Here is a 24,549-nt window from a genome sequence, read left to right as displayed (position 1 = left end):
AAGGAGGAACAACTGTGGCAAAGAAGTCAATGATCGAGAAGTGGAGCAAAGAGCCGAAGTTCTCGACGCGTAAGTACAACCGCTGCAAGATCTGCGGACGTCCGCATGGCTACATCCGCAAGTTTGATATGTGCCGTATCTGCTTCCGTGAGCAGAGTTACAAGGGCGCCATCCCTGGTGTAACGAAGGCAAGTTGGTAATACGTATATAAGGAGGATATCGATTCATGGCAATGACTGATCCTATTGCAGATATGCTGACCCGCATCCGCAACGCGAACTCGGTCTACCACGAGAGCGTCGCGATCCCGGGCTCAAAGGTCAAGACGGCAATCGCCGAGGTCTTGAAAAAGGAAGGCTTCATCGAGAATTACACCTTCCAGGAGGACGGCAAGCAGGGCGTCCTCACCGTCACGCTGAAGTATGGAGCAAAGCGTGAGCATGTCATTTCCGGCCTGAAGCGCGTCTCCAAGCCCGGACTTCGTCAGTACGCCAAGCACGATGCGCTCCCGCGCGTCTACGGCGGTCTCGGCATCTCCGTGATCTCCACGTCTAAGGGGATCATGAGCGACAAGGATGCCCGCAAGGCAGGTCTCGGCGGCGAAGTTCTCGCATTCGTATGGTAACGCACAGGCAGGAGGTGTAACAATGTCACGAATTGGAAGAGCACCGATTCACATTCCGTCCGGTGTTACCGTCACGGTCGGTGCGGAGAATCTCGTGAAGGTCAAGGGCCCGAAGGGCGAGCTTTCGCGGGTGATCCATCCGGATATGAAAATAACCGTCGAGGACGGCGTCGTTACGGTCGCACGTCCGTCGGACGATAAAACGCACAGGTCGCTCCACGGCCTTTCCCGTGCACTGATTCACAACATGGTGGTCGGCGTCTCGGAAGGCTTCACCAAGACCCTTGAGATTAGCGGTGTTGGCTATCGTGCGGCAAAACAGGGCAAGAACCTCAACCTCTCGCTTGGCTTCTCGCACCCCGTTGTCGTTGAGCCGCCCGAGGGCATCACGTTCGAGTGCCCCTCGGCGACGGTCATCACGGTCTCCGGCATCAGCAAGGAAGCCGTCGGTCAGGTCGCTGCTGAGATCCGCGCGCATCGCGAGCCGGAGCCGTACAAGGGCAAGGGCATCAAGTACGCCGGAGAGCACATCCGCCGCAAGGAAGGCAAAGCCGGCGCGAAGGGCAAGAAATAAGAAGGAGAGGGGTGACACACTGTGCTTATCAAGCAGGATAAGAATCAGGCGCGCCAGAAGCGCCATCTGCGCGTGCGCAATCACATTGCAGGAACGGCGGCACGTCCGCGTCTCAATGTATTCCGCAGCCTAAAGAACATCTACGCACAGATCATCGACGATGAAAAGGGCGTGACGCTCGTCTCCGCGAGCTCAAAGGACAAGGGCTTCTCGCAGTACGGCGGCAACGTCGAGGCCGCAAAGGCCATCGGCGCAGCTGTTGCGAAGAAGGCTCTTGAAAAGGGCATCACCGAGGTCGTCTTTGACCGCGGCGGCTACATCTACCATGGCCGCGTCGCTGCTCTCGCAGAGGCGGCACGCGAAGCCGGACTGAAATTCTAAAGGAGGGAAAGCATGGCTAGACATAACGAAAACGAGACGCCGGAGTTCGAGGAGCGTGTCGTATTCATCAACCGCGTATCGAAGGTTGTCAAGGGCGGCCGACGCTCCTCCTTCAGCGCACTTGTTGTCGTTGGCAACAAGAAGGGCAAGGTTGGCGTCGGACTCGGCAAGGCTGCCGAGGTACCCGAGGCGATCCGCAAGGGTATTGAGGATGCCAAGAAGAGCCTCATCGAGGTGCCGCTGCGCGAAGAGCGTACGGTTCCGCATGAGATCACGGGCATCTTCGGTGCCGGCCGCGTCCTCCTGAAGCCTGCCGCAAAAGGTACCGGCGTTATCGCCGGCGGCCCGGCGCGTGCCGTTCTGGAGCTCGCAGGCGTGCGCGACATCCTCACGAAGTCGCTCGGCTCGTCGAACCCGAACAACATGGTGCGTGCCACGATGGAAGGCCTCATGGGACTCAAGAGCCCCGCAGAGGTCGCAGCACTTCGCGGCAAGTCCGTTCATGAGATTTTTGGCTGATAAGGAGGAACGAACATGGCAAAAGTCAGAGTTACCCTGACGCGCAGCTTGATCGGTCGTCCTGAGACGCAGCGCAAAACGGTAAAATCACTCGGACTGCGCAAGCGCAACTCCGTGACCGAGCTTCCCGACACGCCTGCCGTGCGTGGACAGCTTCACAAAGTCTCCCACCTCATCACGGTGGAAGAGATCGCAGATTGAAGAGGGGAGGCAAGAATCTATGAAACTGCATGAATTACAGCCTGCGGAGGGCTCGCGTGCCGTGCGTAAGCGCGTCGGCCGCGGTATCGGCTCCGGCATGGGCAAGACCTCCTGCCGCGGCATGAAGGGGCAGAAGTCCCGCTCGGGCGGCGGTGTCCGCACCGGTTTTGAGGGCGGCCAGATGCCTCTCTACCGTCGTCTGCCGAAGCGCGGCTTCAAGAACGTCTGGGCAAAGACGTTCGCCGAGGTCAACGTCGGCAGCCTGAACTGCTTTGAGGACGGCACGACGGTTGATCCCGTTGCGCTCATCGAGGCGGGCATCCTGAAGAACGTTCGTGACGGCGTCCGCATTCTCGGCGACGGCGAGCTCACGGCGAAGAACCTCACCGTGCGCGCACAGGGCTTTACCCAGAGTGCCGCGGAGAAAATCGCAGCAGCAGGCGGCAAAGTAGAGGTGGTCTAAGGTGCTCAGTGCCCTTGGCAACATCTTTCAGATTCCCGAGCTGCGGCAGAAGATCATCTTCACGCTCATTATGTTCGCCGTGTTCCGCATGGGAACGCACATCCCCGTGCCGGGCGTTGACCCCACGGCGATTGAGCAGCTCTTCTCGCAGGGAACGCTGTTCGGCCTGCTCGATCTCTTTTCGGGCGGTGCGTTCAGCAAATTTTCCGTCTTTGCAATGAGCATTACGCCCTACATCAACGCAGCCATCATCATCCAGCTGCTCAACGTCGTTGTACCGACGCTTGAGCAGTGGTCGAAGGAAGGCGCGGAGGGGCATAAGAAAACGACGAAGGTCACGCGCTACCTGACGGTGGTGCTCGCGTTCTTCCAGGCGATCGGCATGTCGATCGGCCTCAAGACCGCGATTCTCAACCCGAACCCCGTGAACATCCTCATCATCGCCATCACACTGACGGCGGGGACGGTGTTCCTCATGTGGCTCGGAGAGCAGATCACAGCGAACGGTGTCGGCAACGGCATCTCGCTCATCATCTTCGCCGGTATCGTCGCAGCGCTGCCGAAGAACATCGGCACGATCCTCGCCTACGTCAAGGCAGGCACAATCAGCTACTTCAGTGTGTTTGCATTTGGCGTGATTGCATTGGCGATGATCGTTTTCGTCATTCACATCGAGACCGGCTTCCGCCGCATCCCAATCACGTATGCGAAGCGTGTCGTCGGCGGCCGCACGGCGACGGGACATTCGAGCCATATTCCGTTCAAGGTCAATCAGGCGGGCGTTATCCCGATCATCTTTGCCTCGTCGGTGCTCATGTTCCCGATCACGGTGGCACAGTTCGTCGATATTCCGTGGGTCAAGACGGCGGCGTCCTATCTGGAGTGGGGAAAACCCCTCCAGACGACGCTCTATGTCCTCATGATCATCTTCTTCACCTACTTCTACACATCGGTGACGGTGAAGATCCAGGATATGGCGGACAACCTCAAAAAATACGGCGGCTTCGTCCCCGGGCTTCGTCCCGGTCAGGCGACGGCGGACTATCTCGACTATGTGCTGACGCGCATCACCCTCGCGGGTGCGTTCTTCCTCGCGTTCATCGCGGTTCTGCCGAACCTCATCGCAGAGGCGACGCACATCCAGGGCGTGTACTTCGGCGGCACGGCACTTCTCATCGTCGTGGGCGTTGCCCTCCAGACGATGAAGCAGATCGAGTCGATGGTGGTCATGCGCCACTACGAAGGCTTTATGAAATAACGTACGAAGGAGATCCCTATGCAGATCATTTTGATGGGTCCCCCGGGTGCCGGCAAGGGCACGCAGGCGGTAAACCTTGTAAAACGCTACAATGTTCTTCACATCTCCACGGGCGATATGTTTCGTGAAGCCGTGAAAGAGGGGACCCCCCTCGGCAAAGAGGCGAAGTCCTACATGGACGCAGGGAAGCTCGTTCCCGATTCCGTCACCATCGGCATCGTGCGTGAGCGGCTCAGTAAGCCGGACTGCAAGGAGAAGGGATTCATCCTCGATGGATTCCCGCGCACCGTCGAGCAGGCGGATGCCCTCGCAGAGATCCTGAATGACAACGGGATGGCACTCACCGCCGTTCTCAACATTAGCGTCCCCGCCGCCGATCTCATCGAGCGCGCTGTCGGACGCCGCATCTGCAAGAGCTGCGGACATTCCTACCACGTGAAGTTCAACCCGACGAAGGTGGAGGGGGTCTGCGACGACTGCGGTGGTGAGACCTACCAGCGTGCTGATGACAGCGAGGAGACAATGAAGAGCCGTCTTTCCGTCTATGAGTCCTCGACGCGTCCGCTGATCGACTACTATAAGAAAGCGGGCGTCTACAAGGAGATCGACGGCCGACAGGACATCGCAAAGGTGGAGGCGGATCTTGCCGCCGTCCTTGAGGCGTAAAAGGAGCGAAAGGGAAGAATGTCAAAGCAGGATGTCATCGAGGTAGAGGGAAGAGTTGTTGAGAAGCTTCCCAATGCGATGTTCCAGGTCGAGCTTGAGAACGGACACGTCGTCCTCGCTCATGTTTCCGGAAAAATACGCATGAACTTCATCCGTATCCTTCCGGGCGACAAGGTGACCATCGAACTCACCCCGTACGATCTGACCCGTGGACGCATTACCTATCGCTTTAAGTAATACGAGGAAAGCACCGATTATAGGGCGTTCGGCTGATTAGCAGGAAAAACTGGTCAAAACGAGGTTTTTATGCTAGAATAGATAAGATCGACGTTTTCGGGTATGCGGCACAGCTCCGCTGCCCCGTGCGCAGGGAGACGGAAGGAGGCAAGCGCAGTGAAGGTAAGACCGTCTGTCAAGAAAATCTGTGAAAAATGCAAGATCATCAAGCGCAAGGGCCGCGTTATGGTCATTTGCGAGAACCCCAAGCATAAACAAAGACAAGGATAAAAAGGAGGTGCACTTATGGCACGTATTGCCGGTGTAGATTTGCCCCGTGACAAGAGAATTGAAATTGCGCTGACGTACATCTTCGGCATTGGTCTCACGACCTCGAAGAAGCTGCTCGCAGCTGCGGACGTGAACCCCGATACGCGTACGCGCGACCTCACGGAGGATGAAGTCGTCAGACTTCGTGATGCCATCGACAAGAACGCCGTGGTGGAGGGCGACCTTCGCCGCGAAATTCAGATGAACATCAAGCGTCTCGTTGATATCGGCTGCTACCGTGGCCGCCGCCACCGTCTCGGCCTGCCTGTCCGCGGACAGAACACGAAGAACAATGCGCGCACGCGCAAGGGCCCGAAGAAGGCCGTCGCAGGCAAGAAAAAGTAAAGGAGGCTCGTAGAGGTGGCTGTTAAGAAAACAACACGTTCCAAGAAAAAAGTTCGCAAGAACATAGAGTCGGGCGTTGCACACATCAGCTCGACGTTCAACAATACGATCGTCACGCTCACCGACAAGAGCGGCAATGCGCTCTCGTGGGCGAGTGCGGGCGGTCTCGGCTTCCGCGGCTCGCGCAAGAGCACGCCGTTCGCTGCACAGATGGCAGCAGAGACGGCGGCAAAGGCCGCAATGGAGCACGGACTCAAGTCCGTTGAGGTCTATGTCAAGGGACCGGGTGCCGGCCGTGAGGCTGCCATTCGCTCGCTGCAGGCAACGGGCCTCGAAGTCAACATGATCAAAGACGTGACGCCCATCCCGCACAATGGATGCCGTCCGCCGAAGCGTCGCCGCGTCTAACAGGAGGTGGATGAAACAACATGGCAATTGATAGAGTACCAGTCTTAAAGCGCTGCCGTGCCCTCGGCCTCGAGCCGGCGACCCTCGGTCGTTCGCGCCAGTCGACGCGTCAGCTCCGCCGCACGAACCGCAAGGTCTCTGAGTACGGACTTCAGCTCAAGGAAAAGCAGAAGGCGAAGTTCATCTACGGAGTTCTCGAGCGTCAGTTCCGCGGCTACTATGAGAAGGCAAAGAAGATGTCCGGCGTCACCGGTGAAAACCTCCTCTGCCTCCTCGAGCGCCGCATGGACAACGTCGTGTTCCGCCTCGGCCTCGCTAACACGCGCCGTCAGGCACGTCAGCTCGTCCGCCACGGACACTTCACGGTGAACGGCAAGCGCGTCGACATCCCCTCCGCACTCGTCCATGAGGGCGATGTGATCGAGGTCGCCGAAAAGAGCCGCTCCGGCGCGTTCTTCAAGGAGCTTAAGGAGAGCAGCAATGCACTCTCCGCACCCGCATGGCTCACTGCCGATCAGGCAAACCTGACGGGCACGGTGACACGTTTCCCCCATCGTGAGGAGATTGACGTTCCGGTCAACGAACAGGCCATCGTCGAGCTTTACTCCAAATAATGAATGTGAATGTGTCTGCATTACGCGTTTATTATGGAGGAGGCACATAGATGACAGATATCGAGAAACCGAAAATCGAGATCGCAGAGATCAGCGAGGACGGACGTTACGGCCGCTTCATCTGCGAGCCGCTCGAGCCAGGCTACGGCACGACGTTCGGCAACAGTCTGCGGCGGATGCTGCTCTCGTCCTTGGACGGAGCGGCGGTCACCTCCATCCAAATCGACGGCGTTCTGCACGAGTTCTCCACCATTCCCGGTGTACGGGATGATGTGACGAGCATCGTGCTGGCACTCAAGCAGCTCTGCATCCGCATGCAGGACAGCGAGCCGCGCACGATCCGCATCGAGGCGGCCGGCGCACGCGAAGTCACCGCCGCCGACATCGAGTGCGGCAGCGACATTGAGATCCTCAACCCCGAACTGCATATTGCAACGATGGGGGAGACGGGGAAACTCAAGATCGAGATGACCGTTGAGCGCGGCCGCGGCTACGTTCCGGCGGATCGGAACAAGAAACCGGATGACGTCATCGGCGTCATCCCCATCGACTCCATCTTCTCACCTGTGCAGCGTGTCAACTACACGGTAGAGGACACGCGTGTCGGCAACGTCACGGACTATGACCGTCTCATCCTCGACGTATGGACGAATGGCTCCATCCGTCCGGAGGAAGCGGTGAGCAAGGCGGCGGCGATCCTCGTCATGCACCTGCGTCTGTTCCAGAACATGGACGGCAGCGTGGTCGAGGAGGAGGAGGAAGTTCCGAACTTCCCGCCCGAGGAGGTCGACGACAGCGCGAAGGTGCTCGAGATGACCATCGATGATCTGGATCTTTCCGTTCGTTCCTTCAACTGCCTCAAGCGCGCCGGCATCAATACGGTTGCCGATCTCGCGCAGAAGACCGAGGACGATATGATGAAGGTGCGCAACCTGGGACGCAAATCTCTGGATGAAGTGAAGAAAAAACTTGAGGAGCTTGGACTCTCCTTGAGACAGGACAACGAATAACGATAGGAGTGGGAAACACATGAGAAAGCTCGGACGCAATTCCGCGGCCCGCAAGGCTCTCTTCAGGAGCATCCTCACATCCTTCTTCAAGCATGGACGCATTGAGACGACCGAGGCAAAGGCAAAGGAGCTGCGCTCCCTCGCCGACGGCCTCATCACGCTCGCGAAGCGCGGCGATCTCAGTGCGCGTCGTCAGGCTCTTGCGGCTCTGGCGGAAGAGGATGTCGTGCGCAAGCTCTTCGGCGAAATCGCAGAGAAGTACACGGACAAGAAGAGCGGTTACACCCGCATCTTGAAGCTCGGTCCCCGTCGCGGCGATGCCGCTCCGATGGCCATCATCGAGCTCGTCTAATTTAAGGAAGCACTGATAAATTCGGTACAACCATCTTGACGCATCTTTTTTGCCCGCACTTCGGCGGAAAATCCTCCACAGAGCACCACTCTGCGTCCGGTTTTCCACCTCGTTCGGACGAAAAAATCTACGCCAATCTGGCAGACCTCATTTTATCAGCGATTCCATCATAAAAAAGACCGCCTGCGGGCGGTCTTTTTGTATGCTCTGGGAGTTAACGATAAATTTATTTGAAAAAAGATTGGGAAGCTGGTAAAATAATAGGACCTACCTACAGTTTTGTGTGCGCAGACTGCCATGCAGTCCGCTGCACTGACGTATTTCCATGGAGCGGATGAGGAGGAAATGGCCTTGAAGACAAAGGGAAATCTGGCAGGGCGTATTGCGTGTGCTCTCGCACTCAGTGCGGCGATTGGACTATTTGCTGCGCCCGTGTCGGCGGAGACGGTAAAGCTCAGCCTTGCGGATAGCGTGCAGATGGCGCTCGCGAACAACCGCACGATCAAGCAGTCGCTCGCGGATGTGGACGCTGCGCATGAGCAGCTGCATGCGGCAAACCGCAGTGCAGGGCCCCTGCTTACGTGGGACTGGACGGGATCTCGCGTCGGCGGCAAGGTGAAGGAGCTCAACCCCACTCCCTACAAGGATACATACGAAAATAAGGCGACTCTTTCGATGGCACTTTTTGATCCGACGATCAATGCCCAGCGCAAGGAGGCACGCTACGGGCTGAACGCGGCGGATCTTACGCTGGAGCAGACGAAGCAGACCATTCGCCTGACGGCAACGACGGATTATTTCAACATTCTGCAGGCGCGCAATATGGTACAGGTGCGCGAGGAGACGGTAGCGACGCTCGCGAAGCATCTCGATGATGTGAATGCGCAGTTCCGCGCGGGCACGGTGGCACGTGCGGACGTGCTCGCCTCCGAGGTGGAGCTCGCGAATGCGCAGCAGGCGTTGACCTCGGCGAAGAACGACTATGCCGTCGCCGTCGCAACGCTGAACAACGTGATCGGCCTGCCGACGGATACGACGCTGGAGACGAGCGACGAGATGCGCTATACGGTGTATGATCTCGCTTTGTCGGACTGCACGGACTACGGCCTCGTCTACCGTGCGGATGCGGCGGCGGCACACTATACGGTCAAGCAGGCAGAGGCGGCGGTTGAGCAGGCGTCGGCGGCGAACCTTCCGACGCTGAATGCAGCTGCGACGCGCTCGATTGCGGGCGAGCACGCCTTTAAGAACAGCATGCGGGACAAGGATATGTGGACCCTCGGCCTGAGTGCGACGTGGCGCATCTTTGACAACGAGGCGACGACGGCGCAGATCCGCGAGGCGAAGGCAAAACTGCGCAAAGCCGAGGAAGCTCTGGCGGCAACGAATGAGCGCATCCGCCTCGATGTGCATACGGCGTACCTCAATCTGCGCGCCGCCGAACAGAATATCGACACGACAGAAAAGGCGGTCAAGCAGGCGGAGGAGGACTACAACATCGCCCGCGTGCGCTACAATGCGGGCGTCGGGACGAACCTTGAGGTCATGCGTGCCTCGGACAATCTGACGACGGCGCGCACGAATTACGCGACGGCACTCTACAACTACAATATGAGCAAGGCGGCGCTCGACAATGCCATGGGCGTGCCTGTCGATCTCGATGCAATGCAGTATCGTCGTGTGATCGATCATGGCAAGCGCGCCCGTGCCGCCCGTGAGGCAGCCGTGCTCCATGAGGATGCCGTGCTCGAGACCCCGAAGGGGGCGCAGGTACGTCCCGCGGAGCCGGCACCGACGGCGGAGGAGGCAGCTGCCTCCATCGAGCGCGTCCGTGCGGCCAATGCAGCCTACGAGATGACGATGGCAAAATGAGACGGCGGACATCTGCGGATGTCCGTTTAGGGGAGTTCTATGAGACAGAGGACATGGGTCTGCGCGATTGCGCTGGCGGCAGTGCTCCTCTGCGCGGCGGTCGCTGTCCATATTGTGCGGGCAGAGGCCTTTATGGCAGAGGTCGGACGGGCGGCGGGGCGCATCGCGTCGCAGCAGCTTGGGACGGATGTGCAGATCGGCGCGGTGGAGATACGTTCTCTGCATGAACTCGCCATTGATGATATTGTGATTTACGATAAGCAGACGGAGGAAGTCCTCCGCGCCGACAGGGCGCGGGTGACGCTTCGTCTGTTTTCTCTGCTTTTATCCCCGGCGACCTCGGTGGATGAGATCATGCTGACGGGGGTGCATGCGCATCTCGTGCAGCGGGAGGACGGCTCGTGGAACTATGCCGATCTCGTCTCGGACGATGCGGAGCCGAGTGCCTTTGTCGGGCGCATCCGCATCGCAGACGGTACGGCGGATGCCACTGTGGCAGGGCGCAGCTATGAACTGACCGATCTGAGCGGTGCGGTGGACATCGACCGCGGTGCATTCTCCTATGATGCCTCGGCACAGTTCATGGGGATCCCCCTGCGCGTACGCGGAGAGAAAACGAGCGATGTGCAGGATGTGCAGCTCACGGCAGATGATGCAGATCTGACGCCGCTCCTCTCCCTCCTGCCCGAGGGGACACTGCCCGAGCGCGTGCAGATCCGTGCACTGCACGCTGACCGCGTGCGCGCGGGGCTGCGTCTCGTGGACGGGGCGCGCACGATGGAGGGGCGGATCGAGGGGGGTCGGGCGGATGCCGATCTCTACGGCACGCAGACGACGCTGACAAGTGCGGCTCTGCGCTTTGACGAGCGCGCTATCTTCGTGGCGGCAACGGCGACGGCGGCGGAGCAGACGGCGCGCGTCGACGGTACGGTGCACCTCGATACGGATGCGCCCTATCTCGATCTGCGCGTGCGTGCGGAGCGCTTTGCCCCCGCGGCGGTCTATGCCGAGAGCCCCTATACGGGAACTGTCTCTGCCGATGTCCGCGTGACGGGGACGATGGATGCTCCGACGGTCGATGGGCACGTGTCGGCAGAGGGCGGGACGGTCAGCGATATCGATGTCACCCGCGCCGATGCCGATGTCGCATACGCGGACGGAATACTCTCGTTCCAAAATCTTGCAGCGGAGGCGTTCGGCGGGAATATCGCGGGTGAGGGCACGCTTTCGGCGGCAGATCTCTCCTATGCGGCACATCTGAAAATCGAGGGCCTTCCCCTTGACCGCCTGCGGACGGACGCACAGCTGCCGCTCCCTGCGGATCTCAGCGGCATACTCTCTGCCGATCTCGGCATCGAGGGACAGGGAACGGAGCGTACGGGGCTTGCCGTTTACGGCAGCGCAGAGGTGCTGGATGGGATGTACCGCGCCGTGCCGATTGAGCGCGCGAATGCATCCTTTTCCCTGCGCGGTCAGGATTTGACGATTGATTTTCTCAGCCTAAACCTTCCCCATGGAACGGATCTTGGCGTCGAGGGGACGATCCGCGGCGGGTCGGCGCTCGATCTCCGCTTTTACGGCGGACATGTCGATCTCTCCCTGCTAAACCGCCTCGATGATCGGCTGAGCTTTGCAGGACTCGCGGACATCAGCGGCGAGGTGCACGGCGATATCGTGGATCCACACGTGGAGATGAAGGTGTCGGCGACGCGCGGACAGCTGATGTATCAGCCCTTTGACAGCCTGATCTTCCGCGCGGAGGGCTCGCTCTCGGGCATCGGCATCCATGATTTTTCGATGGAGCGGAATGGGCGCGAGGTCTGGCTCGTCAATGGCACGATCGGTTTTACCGGAGAACAACGCATCAATGTGCAGATCGACACGATGGGGGCGCGCATGGAGGATGTCGCGGCGCTCGTCGCGCCCGACCAGCCGATCACGGGCAACATCGACAACATCATCAAATTCACGGGGACGCTCGACAATCCCCACGCCGTCGGCTACGTGCATTTCTATCACGGCAGCTACGCGGGTGCATTGCTCTCGGGCATGGACGGCGACTACTTCCTCGATGACGGCGTCATTCGCCTGCAGGTCTTTCACATCTACTCCCCGATGGTGGACATGGTGCTGAACGGCACAATCACTACGCAGGGAGTGCTCAATCTCGACGCTGAGGTGCGCGATCTGAACTTCAAACGGTTTGCGCATAAATTCCCCTATCCTGTCGCAGGGCACGGTGTGTTCCACGGACAGGTCGGCGGGACGATTTCGTATCCCATCTTCCGCGGCGATCTGAAGGCGGATGAGGTGACGATGAACGGCGTGACGCTGACGAAGGTACACAGTCTCGTCTACTACGAGAACGGCATCGTCACGCTCGATCGCACGGGCTTCCATCAAGGGGAGAAAGGGAAGGTGTCGGCGCGCCTGCACTACGACACGCACTCGGATGTGCTGCGCGGCACCATGGATGTGGAGAATTTCGATGTCGGGGCACTCCTCGCGCTGGGCAATCAGAAGGAGGATCGCGTCGGCGGGTCAATCACGAGCCATATCTGGGTCGGCGGGACGCGGGATAATCCGTCCCTCGGCGTAACGGGGGAGATCGCCGCAGGTACGGTCGCAGGCTATCCTGTCACCGATGCGTCGCTGGATGTCTCCCTCTCCAACCATGTGTTGACGATTGACCGTCTCACGGGAAAGCAGGGGGACGGCTCGTTCTCCGCATTGGGGACGGTGGATTTTAACGGCATGATGGATGTTGATGCCACGGCGAACGATATTGCCCTCGGGATCTTTACGGGGCTGGCGGGTATTGATGAACCCGTGTCGGGCACGGCGTCTGTCACGGCGCACGTCGGCGGGACGGCGCAAAGTCCCGTCGCCGATGTGTCGCTCTCGGCAAAAAACGGGGGCGTGCGCGGCGGGACGTTCGATGCGCTGGCAGGCGAGATTCAGGTGCGCGGGAGCGTTGTCCGCGTCAATCAGCTGACGGTGCATAAGTACATTGGCGGCGTGGACTATACGGTAAGTGTGCATGGGACGCTCCCTCTGCACGCGCTCACGGCGGATGCGGATGAGATGCTCAGTGCCGCTGAACAGATCGATCTCACGCTGTCCCTCGACCACGCCGATCTCTCCCTGCTCCCCGTGTTCTCACGGGAGATCGAGTGGGCACTCGGCCGTACCGAGGGTGAGCTGACCATCCGCGGCTCGCTTGCCGCACCGCGCATCAACGGCTCACTGCGTATCAGGGACGGCGCGGTGAAGCTCAAGGCGATTGAGACACCGATTACGGAGATCGAGGTGCAGGTCGATGCGCTCGGCGATTCGATCGCCATACGCGAGTGCACGGGGCGCATGGGCACGGGCAGCTATCTCCTGACGGGGCATACGGGGCTGAGTGGGCTAAGACCTGCGAACTATGAGTTCATGCTCGTGATGAACGCGCTCTCAGTCAAGACGTCGTTCTACGACGGCCCCCTGACGGGCGCGCTGAAGCTGACGGAGGATACCTACTGGGGCGAGACGCTGCCGAAGGTATCGGGCACGGTCGATATCGACCGCGCGCTCATCTCGATCCCAACGATTCCCGATACGGACAGTGAACTTCCGCACATCATTCTTGATGTGGGGGTATCTGTCGGGCGGCATGTGCATTTCTTCAGCCCGAATCTCTACGACATGCATCCGTCGGGGCAGATTCACTTCGGCGGAACAACGCGTCACCCAAAGACGACGGGCATGATCGGCGTGCGACGCGGCGACACGGTCAGCTACCTGCGGACGGTGTTCAAGATCCACGAGGGGACGGCGACGTTCAACCAGATGGAGTCTTTCCTGCCCACGATTGACTTCTATGCCGAGACGCGTCTGATCAATATGCGCATCTATCTGAGCGCGCACGGCCCGCTCGACCACATGGATTTTCGCCTCGGGTCGTCGCCCGAGATGTCGGAGGAGGAGATCCTCCGCATGCTGACTCTGCGCGGTGCGTCTCAGAACGGGGAGGGGAAATTCAGTGCGGCGGATGCGCTCGCGATCGGGCTGCAGATGAGCGTGCTCTCCGAGGTGGAAAACTCGATGAAGAATATGCTGCATCTCGATGTGTTTCGTCTGTCGAGCGGCAGCGGCAGCCTGTTTGAATCGAAGGAGGATGTCCCCGACGCAGAGCGGCGGAATGAGTACAATCTCGAAATCGGCAAGTACATCGGCGACCGCGTGTTCGTGCGCTATGTACAGGGGCTCGGTGCGGCGGCGAACAAGAGCCGCTATGGCATCCAGTACGATCTGAGCGATGCGTTCGGCATCTCGTATGACCGTGAGGGCTCGGAGCAGATCATCGGCATGGAGGCGCGGATTCGGTTCTGACCATGTCCCTATCTTTCCCGTCAGTAGGGGGAGGAAGCTGGTGCGTCGTTATCCCATGCCTCCCCCGTCGGTACGGGGGAGGGGGACCGCGAAGCGGTGGAAGGGGCGCCTGCTGCGCGTTCTATCGATTATTTTGTGTATTTTTTAGTAAAGGAGGTGTGCCCATGTTTTCCGCCTATATGAAAAAACTCTCCGCCGTGCAAAAACTCGCGCCGGAGGAGGAGCGTGCGCTCTGGCGTGCGTATAAGGAGAACGGCGACATGGCGGCACGCCGCCGCATCATCGAGGCCTATCAGCCGCTGGTCTTTCGCGAGGTATATCCGTATCGTGCCCTGCCGGCGGCGATGGATGCGGTGCAGGAGGGGACGATCGGGCTGATCGAGGCGGTGGAACGCTATGACCCGGACTATGGGGCGGCGTTCAGTCTCTATGCCGTGCATCGCGTGCGCGGGCGCGTCCGTGACTTTTTGCGGCGTGAAGGGAATGTCGATCTGCCCTGCCTTGAGGCGGAGACGGAGAGCCATGAGACGGCGAAGGAACTCCTGATGGATGAGCAGCCGTCCGTGGCGGAGCTTGCCGAACACCACGCGCTCGTCGGCGTCGTGGGCGACGCGATGGAGCGTCTCCCCGCGCGCGAACGCCTCGTGCTCGAGGGCGTGACCATCGGCGGCGCAGGTGCGGGCGCGATGGCGGATGCGCTCGGTGTGACGCCGGCGCACGTCTATCGCCTGCAGAAGAACGGCATTCGTCGGATTCGTGGGATGCTCTCGCGCTTCATGCAGCATTGGTGATTCGCAATTTATTTTATACTTATTGAATCCTATCGCTTCTGTGTAGTATAATCGTTGGGGGGGGGAGAGCACGATGGAGAGCGAACGCGAGGAGCGCAAGCGGTCCATACGGGCGGCACGCGACTGGCTTGCGGGGGCAGAGGATGCTCTCGCGGGGGCAGACGATGTGTCGGGCGATCTAAAGCTCATGCTTGCCCGCGCTGAGCTGGCGTGTACGACATCGACGCGCCGTGCGCGCCTGCGCCGTCGGACGCGTGTCCTCCTGCCGGCACTTGCTCTCGTTGCCCTCGCGCTGTGGGGGCTGTGGCGCATACAGGTGCAAGAACCTACTGCCGTGCCTGTCGCAGAAATCGAGGAGCGGGCAGAAATACCGGCAGTACAGTCCCCCGTGGAGGAAGCTCCTGCGCCCACTCCACAGGCCACGGTTGCCGCTGCGCCCCTTCCGCCGCATGTGACGGAAGGGGCGGAGACTCCTGCTGTGGTGGCGCACGAAACGCCTGCCGCAGTACCCGCCGTCCACGAGAGTACAGCACCGCCCGCTGCGCATGCGCATGTGCCTGCGTCGCGCCTGCCGAGCGCGGATATGCAGCATTTGATGCAGATCGGCGGCAAAATTTTGAGAGAGTAGTTCGTGCATCCATGATGTACGGTGAATGAAGCGTATATCGCTTGCATATGGTCTAGGAGGTTTCGCCTTTGAACAGCAAAAAGTACCGCAGACTTGCCCTTGCCGTCACACTTGGTATCGGTGTATCCGCATCCGCTCTGCCGCAGGGTCATGCCGCAGATGCGATGGATCATGAGAGTGCGGCGACCGCTGCGGAGATGGCGGGGACGAAGGCCCCCGTCCTGAGCAATACGCCGAGCGCCGCGCCGGAAGAAGCTCCAGTGCAGCAGGGGCCTGCCCTGACGGACAAGACGCCGCCGGCATCGGCAGACGCACGTGCGTCTGCGTGGGCGAGCACGCGCCCCAGTGAGGATGCTGTGGCGCAGGGGCTTGCGACAGAGGTGGGCAAGACGGTCGTCGAGATCAACGTTGTGGGAGCCTCTGAGGCGACGGAGAAGGCGGCGCGTGAGGCGATTGCCATGCACGTCGGAGATGCTCTGGCGGAGGATGTGCTCGTCAAGGATCGCGACGCGATCTACGCGACGGGGTATTTTTACGATCTCTACCCCGTCTTTGAAGAGGTGCCCGAGGGCGTTGTACTGACCTATCACGTGCTGGAAAATCCGGTGCTGAAGGAAGTGCACATCGAGGGCAACACGGTCGAAAAGACAAAGGATCTCATGGATCTCGTGACCGTGCAGAAGGGGCAGCTGCTCAATGGGCGTACCCTGCAGGAGAATGTGCAGGCGATTCAGGAGAAGTACCGCGCGGACGGCTACATCCTCGCCAAGATCACAGATCTCAACATCGCGCAGGATGGGACGCTCACGATCCGCATCAGCGAGGGGACGCTGGAGGGCTATAAGGTCAAGGGCAACAAGAAGACCAAGGAGCGCGTCATCCTCCGCGAGATGCGCCAGAAGCCCGGCGAACCGTTCAACGCCAATCAGGCGCGCCGCAGTATGCAGCGCGTCTACAACCTCGGCTTCTTTGAGGATGTCAATGTCAAGATGAATCCGGGCGTGGAGCCGAATGCAGTCATTATGGAGATCGATGTCAAGGAGAAGCGCACGGGCTCGTTCGGCATCGGCGCGGGCTACTCGAGCTCCGACGGCATGGTCGGCATGGTGAGCATCAGCGACACGAATTTCCGCGGGATGGGCGACACCATCAGTCTCAGTTATGAGATGAGCGGTGACGATACGGATGCGCGCGGCTATACGTTTATGTATCGCCGCCCGTGGCTCGATAAGAAGGAAACGGCGGGGACGGTGCGTCTCTACAACCGCACCTACGAATACGACGACTACAACTCCAACGGCGACCATGTGGAGTCGTTCATGCGCAAATACTCGGGCGGCGAGCTCACCCTGAGCCGTCCGATGAGCGAGTACTCGACGAATTTCATCACGCTGAAGAACCGCAAGGATAAGTATGTCCGTCACACGGAGAACGGACTAGCAGGCGACCGCAGCCTCAACGCACCGTGGATCGGCAAGAATTTCGGCACGACGCGCAGCATTACGCTCGAGCACGTGACGGATACGCGCGACAATGTGTACGAGCCGACGACGGGTGCGCGCGCGTCGCTCTCGGCGGAGTTTGCAGGCTTTGGCGGAGACTTCAATTTCCAGAAATACACGATCAGCGATGCCCAGTACTTCAAGGTCGGACACGCACAGGTGCTCGTGGCACGCGGGCAGTACGGGTTCGGCAACGGGTCGATCTCCGAGTACAACCAGTTCCGCCTCGGCGGACAGGATACGATCCGCGGCTACCGCGAGGATCAGTTCCGTGGCAACCGCATGGCGCTGCTCTCGCTTGAGTACCGCTTCCCAATCGTCTCCAAGGTGACGGGTGCGCTCTTCACGGACTACGGCGGAGCGTGGGACAGCGGCTTTGCGCCGGAGAATCTGCACGGCAGCGTCGGTGTCGGGCTCGGTCTCAACACGCCGATTGGTCCGCTGCGTCTGGACTACGGCCGTGGGTCACAGGGCGGGCGCGTCCACTTCCGCGTCGGCGGCACATTCTGATGCGGCAGGGCATCCCCCTGTTGTGCGCTGTGCGTCTGTCGCTCGTGCTGCTTGGCATTCTTGCCACATGCGCAATCGTTTCTCCTGTTTATGCCGCAGAGACCTCCCGCGTGGAGGAAACTGCGGCTATTGTCGTAGGAGATCAGCCGATCCCGCCCATTGTGCGCGCGCGCATGGAGCGTACGGTCGCTGCGATTGCGGCGGAGCGCATGGAGGGACGGCGTACGACGGACATCGCGGCCGGGGAGGAAGCGGAGATCATTGGAGCGGTGTTTGACCGTCTGCTCGTCGGCTACGCAGTGACGGGCGTGACGGTGACGCCGGCGGTGCGGACGACGGTGGAGATTCACCTTGCTCCGTGGGCGGATACGATTCGGAGCGTTGCCGTTGTGTCCGAGGTGGAGGGCATGCCGCCCGCGATTGAGGCACTCGTGCGCACGGACCTCGCGGGGGCGGAGCGGGTGTTTTCCGATGCACTCGTCGGCCTGCCCGTCGCGGCAACGGACTGGGCATCGGGGGCACTGAAGCGTCAGCTTGCCGCCTACATGGAGGAGCATCTGCCCGAGTTCCGCGCGGACTACGATGTCGATGTGGCGCCGACGGCGACGGTACGGCTGACGGTCTATCCACGACTGCCGGTTGTGCGGACGGTCGATCTCTCGATGCACTCGGATACCGTTCCCAATGCTGCATTGCTTTCACAGCGTACGGCAATGGAGACGGAGGTGAATCGCCTCGTCGGCGTGCCCGTCCCGTTCGTCGCGCGTCACCGTGCGGCGCTTGAGGAACGTCTCGGCACGCAGCTTGACGCCATGCCTGCCCTACGCAGTCTGCATCTCACGTCGCATGTGACGATCACGCCGGGCGAGCGGATGGCGGTCATGAGCCGCAGCGATACGACGCGCTACCGCCTGCGACTCATGGGCTGGCTCGATGTCGGGCGCAGTGCCAAGGACACCCATGGGGAGCGCCGCGATCTCCGTGCGCGGCTGCACGCAGGGCGGATGCTCAGTCCGCGCGATGAACTCTATGCGGAGATGGATGCCGCTCCCGAGGATGTGCGCTTTTCGTGGCGTGTCGGCTATGCCCGCACGCTGCTGTCGCGCCTCACGGGGGAACTGCGCTGGGATGTGACGGACGGCCGGTTCTCGGTGGCGGGCAGCTACGCTTTTCACCCGCGCTGGCTGCTCCGCTATGAGCATTGGACCGATGAGGGTACGGGCGAGTGGGAGCTGCGCTACAAGCTGCACGACTTCCTCAGCATCGCAGGGCTCATCGATCGGGACGATCGGTGGCTGCGTTTGATCGGGAATTTTTAGAAATTATCGTAAGGGGACGTGGGAGACATCGTGAAACGCATTTCAATCGTCGTTCCGGTCTACAACGAGGAGGAGAACATCGCGCATTTTGCGGCGGCGGTGGAGGAGGTGATGGGGCGTCTGCCCTATGACTATGAGCTGCTCTTCATCGACGACGGTTCCTCCGACCGCAGCCGTGAGATCCTGCGCATGCTGGGTGAGCGAGATGGCCGCATCGGCTCGATTTTTCTCGCACGCAACTATGGGCATCAGCTTGCTCTGACCTGCGGCATCGATCATGCGGACGGCGATGCGGTCATCACGATGGACGGGGATATGCAGCATCCGCCCGAGCTCCTGCCGCAGCTCCTCAAAAAGTGGGAGGAGGGCTTTGACATCGTGCAGACTGTGCGCCTGACGACGGAGGGAGTCTCCGTCTTTAAGCGCATGACCTCTACCTACTACTACCGTCTCCTGAACCTGCTGACGGATGTGGAGATTCAGGAGGGTGGATCGGATTTCCGCCTGATGGACCGCAAGGCTGTGCTCGCACTGCGCCGCTACCGCGAGCACGCGCGATTCATTCGCGGCATCGTCTGCTCGCTCGGCTTTCGGCGGACGACAGTGGACTTCGTTGCGCAGGCGCGCTATGCGGGCAGCTCGAAGTTCTCGCTGCGGCGCATGATTTCGTTCGCCCTCGACGGCATCCTCGCCTACTCGGTGCAGCCGCTGCGCGCGGGGCTCTATGTGGGGCTGATGTCCGCGCTGCTGGCCGTGGTGCTCTTCCTCCATGTCCTCTTTGAGACGCTGCGCGGGGAGACTGTGCCGGGCTGGTCGACCATCGTCGTATGCAGCCTGTTCTTCGGCGGGATGCAGATGATGATGCTCGGCGTGTGCGGGGAGTATATCGCACGTATTTTGCAGGAGGTCAAGGATCGCCCGCTCTACTTGATTGCGTGTGACAACAGGCCACAGGCGGCGGAAAAGGAGGCGCACGATGGATGATCGGATGCGGCTGGGGGCGGTGCTGCTCTTTTTCACCGCCCTTTTTTTCTGGGGAAATGCAGCACTCCCCGTGACGGCACCCGTCGAGGTGAACTATGCGCAGACGGCAAAGGAGATGCTCGCGGCGGGGAATTATCTCTCACCGCAGATCTACGGAAATTACTGGTACGATAAACCCATCTTCTTTTACTGGGAACTGATCGCCGCGTTCTCCGTCTTCGGTGTGACGGACTTTGCCGCGCGGTTTTTCCCTGCGCTCTTTGCATCGGCAGGCTTGCTCCTCACCTACGCGCTCGCGCGGCGGCTCTATGATGCGCGGACGGCGTTCTGGTCGGTGGTCATTCTCGGCTCGTGCGTCCTCTATGGATTCCTCGCCAAACTCATCCTGACCGATCTGACACTCTTCGTGTTCTTCGGCGGGACGCTCGGCGCGTTCTACCTCGGCTATCGGGACGGGCGGCGCGGCTATTTATATCTCGCCTATGCATGTGCGGGGCTCGGCGTGTTGACAAAGGGGCCTGTCGGCTTTCTCCTGCCGGGGCTCGTGATCCTCGTCTACCTCGCCGTGCGTCGCGATCTGCGCGCACTCGGACGCATTGCTCTGCCGACGGGGCTGCTCGTGCTCGCGGCGGTTTGTGCGCCGTGGTACATCTATATGTATTTGGCGCATGGAGCAGACTTTGTGAACACCTTCCTCGGGGTTCACAATGTCCTGCGTGCAACGGTCTCGGAGCACGCGCAGTGGAATGTGTGGTACTTCTATCTCGGTATCTACTTCCTCGGGATGTTCCCGTGGAGCTTTGCTCTGCCGCTCGCGCTTCTGCGGGCGTGGCGCATGCGTCCCGTCCTCGATGCGGGGACGCAGTTTCTCCTCGTCTGGGCGATCGTCGTGCCCGTGTTCTTTCAGCTCATGGCGACAAAGTACCCAACCTACAGTTTTCCCGCCTTCCTGCCGACGGCGATCCTGACGGCACATCTCCTTCGCGAGAATACGCGCGTGCTGCGTATGGGGGTGCTCCTCGGCGGCGCACTCTATCTCGCCGTCGTGCTCGGCGCTGTGCACTATGCGCCGCGCGACGGGCATTTTAGCGGCAAGGCGGCGGCGGAACTCCTCATGCAGACGATGCAGGAGGAGGATCTCCTCGTCTCCTGCGGCGACTATACGGCGACGGTTCCCTACTACACGGGGCATCCGATGTACGCGCTCGCGACGCGCGAGGAGATCGCCGCGCGTGCGCCGAAGGCGATGAGCTGGAACAGCAAGAATGTCATGCCGTTCCTCCCCCTCGACGAGCTGCCGCAGGACCGGACGGTGTACCTCGTCGTGGAGCGTCATGCCTTTGCCACGTTCGATGAGACGATGGCAGACGGACGATGGGAGCTGCTCGGCACGATGCCGACGGAGGGACGTGAGAAACTGCGTGTCTATCGGCGCGTACCGTAATCCACTCTTCCCCGTGCGCCACTGGAACGAAAGCCGCGGCATGGTAGTGGCACATGCGCGAACACAGCTTTTGACAGAGAGCCTTCGTCGGGGACGCCTTGAATGTTGGCGTCGATTGGTGTATGATAGGATATAGTGATTTTGCCGCCGGGGGGCGGCTTGGTGGAGAAAGAGGGAAAGTACTATGCTGAACATGAAGAAAATCGGACTTGCCGCGGCGGCCGTCGCCGCATCTGCGGTTCTCGCTGCGGGCTGCGGCAGCCAGCAGACCGCAAACCGTGCACCGATCAACGGCGCACTGCAGGGGGAGCGCGACCATCAGGAGGTCATCACGGCGGATAACTTCGATTCGATCGCGCCGGGCTCCAGCGTCGCGGATGTCGCTGCACTCTACGGCAAGGAGGGCAAGCTCATCCATCAGAGCATCGTCAACGGCATCTATACCTATACCTATCGCTGGCAGAACGGCCCATACAAGGTGGTGGACTGCACCTTTACGGGAAACAACTGCCTGAACGATCCGCTCAGCGGACTCCGCCTGACGCGTAAGGAGCTGCGTGCCTCTGACGCCATTGCTGAGGGCTCGGTCAGCAGCCCTGTGACGAAGGATGCGTGCCGCGATCTCAGCTACGGCATGAGCCTTGCGGAGGCGCAGGCCGTGCTCGGCGGGGTCGGTGAGCAGATCGGCTGGGATGTTATGCCGGGACAGGAGACGGTGACCTACGGATGGCCGATTCGTGACGGCTATGTCGCACGTCTGCGCTTCCAGAACGATGTCCTGGTTGATGTCAACCTCGATACCGGCATCACGCTCGTGGCGATGGATCCCGCTCTCTCGAACGTGCGTCTCGACCCCACGCTGGTTGGCTATCGCGTTGTCAAGTAACAGGATGCGTATTTTATCAGCAAATCTTCATTGAACTATTGTACGCTCTTTGCTATAATGGGGGCGTTCGGTCGAAGGATTGAACATCTTTAGGAGAAAAGGAGAATTCATTCATGATCAAACTCGAACAGAAGCAGGTTAAGATTATCAGCATCCTCATCGCGGTTGTCTTTGTCGGCTCGGTTGTCGCGCTTGCACTGACGCAGAGTGGCTCGGGCATCGCCTCGGCGGCGTCGTCCTCCGTTGGTGTTGTGGACTACCGTCAGGTCGGCAGCCAGCATCCGCAGCTCGCTGCAGCGAACGCCGAGATGCAGAAGGCGTCGCAGGAGGCACAGGCGGATTTTGAGACGAAGTCTGCATCGATGAACGATCAGGAGAAGTCGGATTACTATCAGCAGACGATGCAGCGCCTCCAACAGAAGAATGAGGAGCTGATGGAGCCGATCGAGAACAGCATTCAGGATGCCGTTAAGAAGGTCGCCGAGAAGAAGGGGCTTTCCGTCGTCATCGAGAAGGGTGCTGTCGTCTATGGCGGACAGGACGTGACGCAGGACGTCATCAAGGAACTGGGCAGCAGCAAGTAAATCGCCGCGACCAGCTATATGTAGCGGACAGAACGATGCCCGGTACATTTTAGGAATCACTGATAAAAGGAAGTCCCTCGGACTGGCGTAAAAGAAGCGTCGGGATGCTGTGACGGATTTTATCAGTGATTCCTTTGTATGAAGTCGCTGTTTCATATGGCAATTTCGTCACGGAGGGAGATGCATGGAGCTCTGGAAGACGCGGCGCAGAGAGATTCTGGCAGGGGGCATCGTGCTCCTCGTGATTGCCGCCGTGTGCTATTTCCTGCCCGCGCAGGAGCAGCCCCGTGCGGCGGAGGATATTGCCGTCATGCGCATCTCCGAGGTGCTCGCTGCGCATCCCTCCTATGCGCGCCTAATGGAGCTGCGCGCCGAGGAGGCGACCCTTGCTCTTGCGGTGAGGGATGTCCCGGAGGTGTTTTCTCTGACGCCGCCGGCAGCGGACGATGAACCGTTTCAGGACTCCGTCTGGCAGAAGAATGCGCAGACCGTGATCGGCGCACGCGTCGAGCTTGAGCGTGAGCGCAAACGCCTGACCGAGGTCTACCGCAAACAGACAGAGGACGACTACGAGCGGCGGAAGAAGCAGATCGACGACGAGTATCAAAATGCGATCACCAACATCAACCTGAAGATCGATAATCAGCGCGCGATGCACGGGCCGCGCGTCTCTGAGGATGAACTGGCGCAGGAGCGTGCAGGGCTTGAGGCGCAGCGTGAGGCGTTGCGGCAGGAGCGCGGCGCACGTCAGGCGGAGCTCTACCGCACATGGCAGGAGGAGATCCGCGCCCGCGTTGCCGCGCGTATTGAGCCGCAGCAGGCGACGTGGACGGCAAAGGCAAAGGCGACCATCGACGCGCAGAAGGCGGAGGCGGATCGCCAGAAGGCGGAGGCGGAGGAACGCAACGCCGCTGCGATGGAACGCGCTGCAAAGGCGCAGGACGCACATGCCGCCGCCGCGAGGCGTGCCACGCGCCTGGCGCAGGTGCGCCGCGATGCAGATGCACTCGAGGAAGCCATCTGGCGGGATGTGCGCAGCCGTGCGGCAAAGATCGCACTGATGCAGCACCTTTCCCTCATCCTCACTGCCCCGCAGGCGGAGGATGCGGCGCATCTCGCTCCCGCACGCCCCTTCGTTCAGCGTCGCTATATGCCGCCCGTTACAGCGGATGCGGCACGGGATGTGACGGCAGATATGGTGCGTGAGATGCAGAGCATTACGACGGAACAGACAACGCGGGAATGAAAGGATATGGATCGATGAAGTATTTCAATAAAGCAGCGGCAGCGCTCCTCCTCGTGGGCAGTACGGTACTGGCGGGCTGCGGTCAGGTGCACGTCGGCACCGTTGACCGTGCGCGCGTCCAGGAGGAAGCTCCGCAGCTGAAGAGTGTGGTCGACGAGGCGAACACGAAGCTCATGGAGGCGCAGCAGGACGCACAGAGCAAGTTCACTGCGAACCCGAACATGACGGCGGAGGAGTCGCAGCAGCTCCAGATGGATACCCAGCGCAAGATGGCGGGGCTGCAGCAGATGTACAGCATCCAGCTTGAACAGAAGCTGAACGCTGCAATGCAGGATATTGTCAAGGAGAAGAAGCTGGACGTCGTCCTAGATAGCTCGAAGAAGTACCCGAGCGTCCTCTCGGGCGGCGTGGACGTCACGGATGAAGTCATCGGCAAACTCCAGTAAG

Annotated in this window: 28 protein-coding genes; all 28 read left to right on the top strand. The window is 60.4% G+C overall.

Annotated elements, in window-relative coordinates:
• Positions 1 to 14 precede the first annotated feature (14 nt).
• The 28 genes from ADJ74_RS02320 to ADJ74_RS02185 all read left to right on the top strand — a co-directional run bounded on the left by ADJ74_RS02320 (position 15) and on the right by ADJ74_RS02185 (position 24,548).
• Positions 15 to 200, top strand: a complete 186-nt coding sequence (locus ADJ74_RS02320; RefSeq protein ID WP_009753882.1) for a type Z 30S ribosomal protein S14 — start codon at positions 15 to 17, stop codon at positions 198 to 200.
• 26 nt (positions 201 to 226) lie between these two features.
• Positions 227 to 625 carry a 30S ribosomal protein S8 gene (gene rpsH / locus ADJ74_RS02315; protein WP_009753883.1) on the top strand — a complete coding sequence of 133 codons (399 nt, stop codon included), beginning with the start codon at positions 227 to 229 and terminating at the stop codon, positions 623 to 625.
• A gap of 22 nt (positions 626 to 647) precedes the next feature.
• Positions 648 to 1,199, top strand: a complete 552-nt coding sequence (gene rplF, locus ADJ74_RS02310) for a 50S ribosomal protein L6 (RefSeq protein ID WP_009753884.1) — start codon at positions 648 to 650, stop codon at positions 1,197 to 1,199.
• Positions 1,200 to 1,220: 21 nt separating this feature from the next.
• Positions 1,221 to 1,580, top strand: coding sequence for a 50S ribosomal protein L18 (gene rplR / locus ADJ74_RS02305; protein WP_009753885.1), 360 nt, complete (start codon positions 1,221 to 1,223; stop codon positions 1,578 to 1,580).
• A gap of 12 nt (positions 1,581 to 1,592) precedes the next feature.
• The gene (rpsE, locus tag ADJ74_RS02300) at positions 1,593 to 2,099 is read left to right on the top strand and encodes a 30S ribosomal protein S5 (RefSeq protein ID WP_009753886.1); all 507 of its coding nucleotides are present in this window, start codon (positions 1,593 to 1,595) and stop codon (positions 2,097 to 2,099) included.
• A gap of 15 nt (positions 2,100 to 2,114) precedes the next feature.
• Positions 2,115 to 2,300 carry a 50S ribosomal protein L30 gene (rpmD, locus tag ADJ74_RS02295; protein WP_006692907.1) on the top strand — a complete coding sequence of 62 codons (186 nt, stop codon included), beginning with the start codon at positions 2,115 to 2,117 and terminating at the stop codon, positions 2,298 to 2,300.
• Between the two features lie 19 nt (positions 2,301 to 2,319).
• The gene (gene rplO / locus ADJ74_RS02290; RefSeq protein ID WP_009753887.1) at positions 2,320 to 2,763 is read left to right on the top strand and encodes a 50S ribosomal protein L15; all 444 of its coding nucleotides are present in this window, start codon (positions 2,320 to 2,322) and stop codon (positions 2,761 to 2,763) included.
• A 1-nt stretch (position 2,764) separates the two neighbouring features.
• Positions 2,765 to 4,021: a preprotein translocase subunit SecY gene (gene secY, locus ADJ74_RS02285; protein WP_009753888.1), complete on the top strand. Its 1,257-nt coding sequence runs from the start codon at positions 2,765 to 2,767 to the stop codon at positions 4,019 to 4,021.
• Between the two features lie 18 nt (positions 4,022 to 4,039).
• The gene (locus tag ADJ74_RS02280; RefSeq protein ID WP_050341602.1) at positions 4,040 to 4,687 is read left to right on the top strand and encodes an adenylate kinase; all 648 of its coding nucleotides are present in this window, start codon (positions 4,040 to 4,042) and stop codon (positions 4,685 to 4,687) included.
• Positions 4,688 to 4,705: 18 nt separating this feature from the next.
• Complete coding sequence (infA, locus tag ADJ74_RS02275) at positions 4,706 to 4,924, top strand: translation initiation factor IF-1 (RefSeq protein WP_006307539.1); 219 nt, start codon at positions 4,706 to 4,708, stop codon at positions 4,922 to 4,924.
• Between the two features lie 156 nt (positions 4,925 to 5,080).
• Positions 5,081 to 5,194, top strand: a complete 114-nt coding sequence (gene rpmJ / locus ADJ74_RS02270; RefSeq protein WP_006307538.1) for a 50S ribosomal protein L36 — start codon at positions 5,081 to 5,083, stop codon at positions 5,192 to 5,194.
• A 15-nt stretch (positions 5,195 to 5,209) separates the two neighbouring features.
• Complete coding sequence (rpsM, locus tag ADJ74_RS02265) at positions 5,210 to 5,578, top strand: 30S ribosomal protein S13 (protein WP_050341598.1); 369 nt, start codon at positions 5,210 to 5,212, stop codon at positions 5,576 to 5,578.
• Positions 5,579 to 5,593: 15 nt separating this feature from the next.
• Entirely contained in the window at positions 5,594 to 5,986 is a 393-nt protein-coding gene (gene rpsK / locus ADJ74_RS02260; RefSeq protein ID WP_006307536.1) for a 30S ribosomal protein S11, read from the top strand.
• 20 nt (positions 5,987 to 6,006) lie between these two features.
• Positions 6,007 to 6,600, top strand: coding sequence for a 30S ribosomal protein S4 (rpsD, locus tag ADJ74_RS02255; protein WP_009753891.1), 594 nt, complete (start codon positions 6,007 to 6,009; stop codon positions 6,598 to 6,600).
• Positions 6,601 to 6,650: 50 nt separating this feature from the next.
• The gene (locus ADJ74_RS02250; RefSeq protein WP_050341591.1) at positions 6,651 to 7,610 is read left to right on the top strand and encodes a DNA-directed RNA polymerase subunit alpha; all 960 of its coding nucleotides are present in this window, start codon (positions 6,651 to 6,653) and stop codon (positions 7,608 to 7,610) included.
• Between the two features lie 19 nt (positions 7,611 to 7,629).
• The gene (gene rplQ / locus ADJ74_RS02245) at positions 7,630 to 7,962 is read left to right on the top strand and encodes a 50S ribosomal protein L17 (RefSeq protein ID WP_009753893.1); all 333 of its coding nucleotides are present in this window, start codon (positions 7,630 to 7,632) and stop codon (positions 7,960 to 7,962) included.
• A 345-nt stretch (positions 7,963 to 8,307) separates the two neighbouring features.
• Positions 8,308 to 9,834 carry a TolC family protein gene (locus ADJ74_RS02240; RefSeq protein ID WP_050344171.1) on the top strand — a complete coding sequence of 509 codons (1,527 nt, stop codon included), beginning with the start codon at positions 8,308 to 8,310 and terminating at the stop codon, positions 9,832 to 9,834.
• A gap of 39 nt (positions 9,835 to 9,873) precedes the next feature.
• Positions 9,874 to 14,208 (top strand): translocation/assembly module TamB domain-containing protein, encoded by a 4,335-nt coding sequence (locus ADJ74_RS02235; protein WP_050341588.1) that lies wholly within the window; start codon positions 9,874 to 9,876, stop codon positions 14,206 to 14,208.
• Positions 14,209 to 14,372: 164 nt separating this feature from the next.
• The gene (locus ADJ74_RS02230; RefSeq protein WP_050341586.1) at positions 14,373 to 14,999 is read left to right on the top strand and encodes a sigma-70 family RNA polymerase sigma factor; all 627 of its coding nucleotides are present in this window, start codon (positions 14,373 to 14,375) and stop codon (positions 14,997 to 14,999) included.
• Between the two features lie 73 nt (positions 15,000 to 15,072).
• A complete protein-coding gene (locus tag ADJ74_RS02225) occupies positions 15,073 to 15,627 on the top strand; it encodes a hypothetical protein (RefSeq protein ID WP_050341584.1) in 555 nt (184 codons plus the stop codon).
• A 68-nt stretch (positions 15,628 to 15,695) separates the two neighbouring features.
• The gene (locus ADJ74_RS02220; RefSeq protein ID WP_050341582.1) at positions 15,696 to 17,639 is read left to right on the top strand and encodes an outer membrane protein assembly factor; all 1,944 of its coding nucleotides are present in this window, start codon (positions 15,696 to 15,698) and stop codon (positions 17,637 to 17,639) included.
• Positions 17,639 to 18,958: a hypothetical protein gene (locus ADJ74_RS02215; RefSeq protein ID WP_050341580.1), complete on the top strand. Its 1,320-nt coding sequence runs from the start codon at positions 17,639 to 17,641 to the stop codon at positions 18,956 to 18,958. Before ADJ74_RS02220 ends, ADJ74_RS02215 begins: the two co-directional genes overlap by 1 nt.
• A gap of 30 nt (positions 18,959 to 18,988) precedes the next feature.
• Entirely contained in the window at positions 18,989 to 19,942 is a 954-nt protein-coding gene (locus ADJ74_RS02210; RefSeq protein WP_050344169.1) for a glycosyltransferase family 2 protein, read from the top strand.
• Positions 19,935 to 21,386: a glycosyltransferase family 39 protein gene (locus ADJ74_RS02205; RefSeq protein WP_050341578.1), complete on the top strand. Its 1,452-nt coding sequence runs from the start codon at positions 19,935 to 19,937 to the stop codon at positions 21,384 to 21,386. The genes ADJ74_RS02210 and ADJ74_RS02205 overlap by 8 nt, the downstream gene beginning before the upstream one ends.
• Positions 21,387 to 21,570: 184 nt before the next feature.
• A complete protein-coding gene (locus tag ADJ74_RS02200) occupies positions 21,571 to 22,272 on the top strand; it encodes a hypothetical protein (RefSeq protein ID WP_050341576.1) in 702 nt (233 codons plus the stop codon).
• Between the two features lie 113 nt (positions 22,273 to 22,385).
• Complete coding sequence (locus ADJ74_RS02195) at positions 22,386 to 22,856, top strand: OmpH family outer membrane protein (RefSeq protein WP_009753904.1); 471 nt, start codon at positions 22,386 to 22,388, stop codon at positions 22,854 to 22,856.
• Positions 22,857 to 23,040: 184 nt separating this feature from the next.
• Entirely contained in the window at positions 23,041 to 24,102 is a 1,062-nt protein-coding gene (locus ADJ74_RS02190; RefSeq protein WP_050341574.1) for a hypothetical protein, read from the top strand.
• Positions 24,103 to 24,116: 14 nt separating this feature from the next.
• Positions 24,117 to 24,548: an OmpH family outer membrane protein gene (locus tag ADJ74_RS02185; protein WP_050341571.1), complete on the top strand. Its 432-nt coding sequence runs from the start codon at positions 24,117 to 24,119 to the stop codon at positions 24,546 to 24,548.
• The last annotated feature ends 1 nt before the right edge of the window (position 24,549 follow it).

The organism is Selenomonas sp. oral taxon 478 (genome assembly GCF_001189555.1).
GTDB lineage: Bacteria > Bacillota > Negativicutes > Selenomonadales > Selenomonadaceae > Centipeda > Centipeda felix.
Note: the sequence above shows the minus strand (reverse complement) of the source record. Positions and strands in the feature narration are given on the sequence as shown.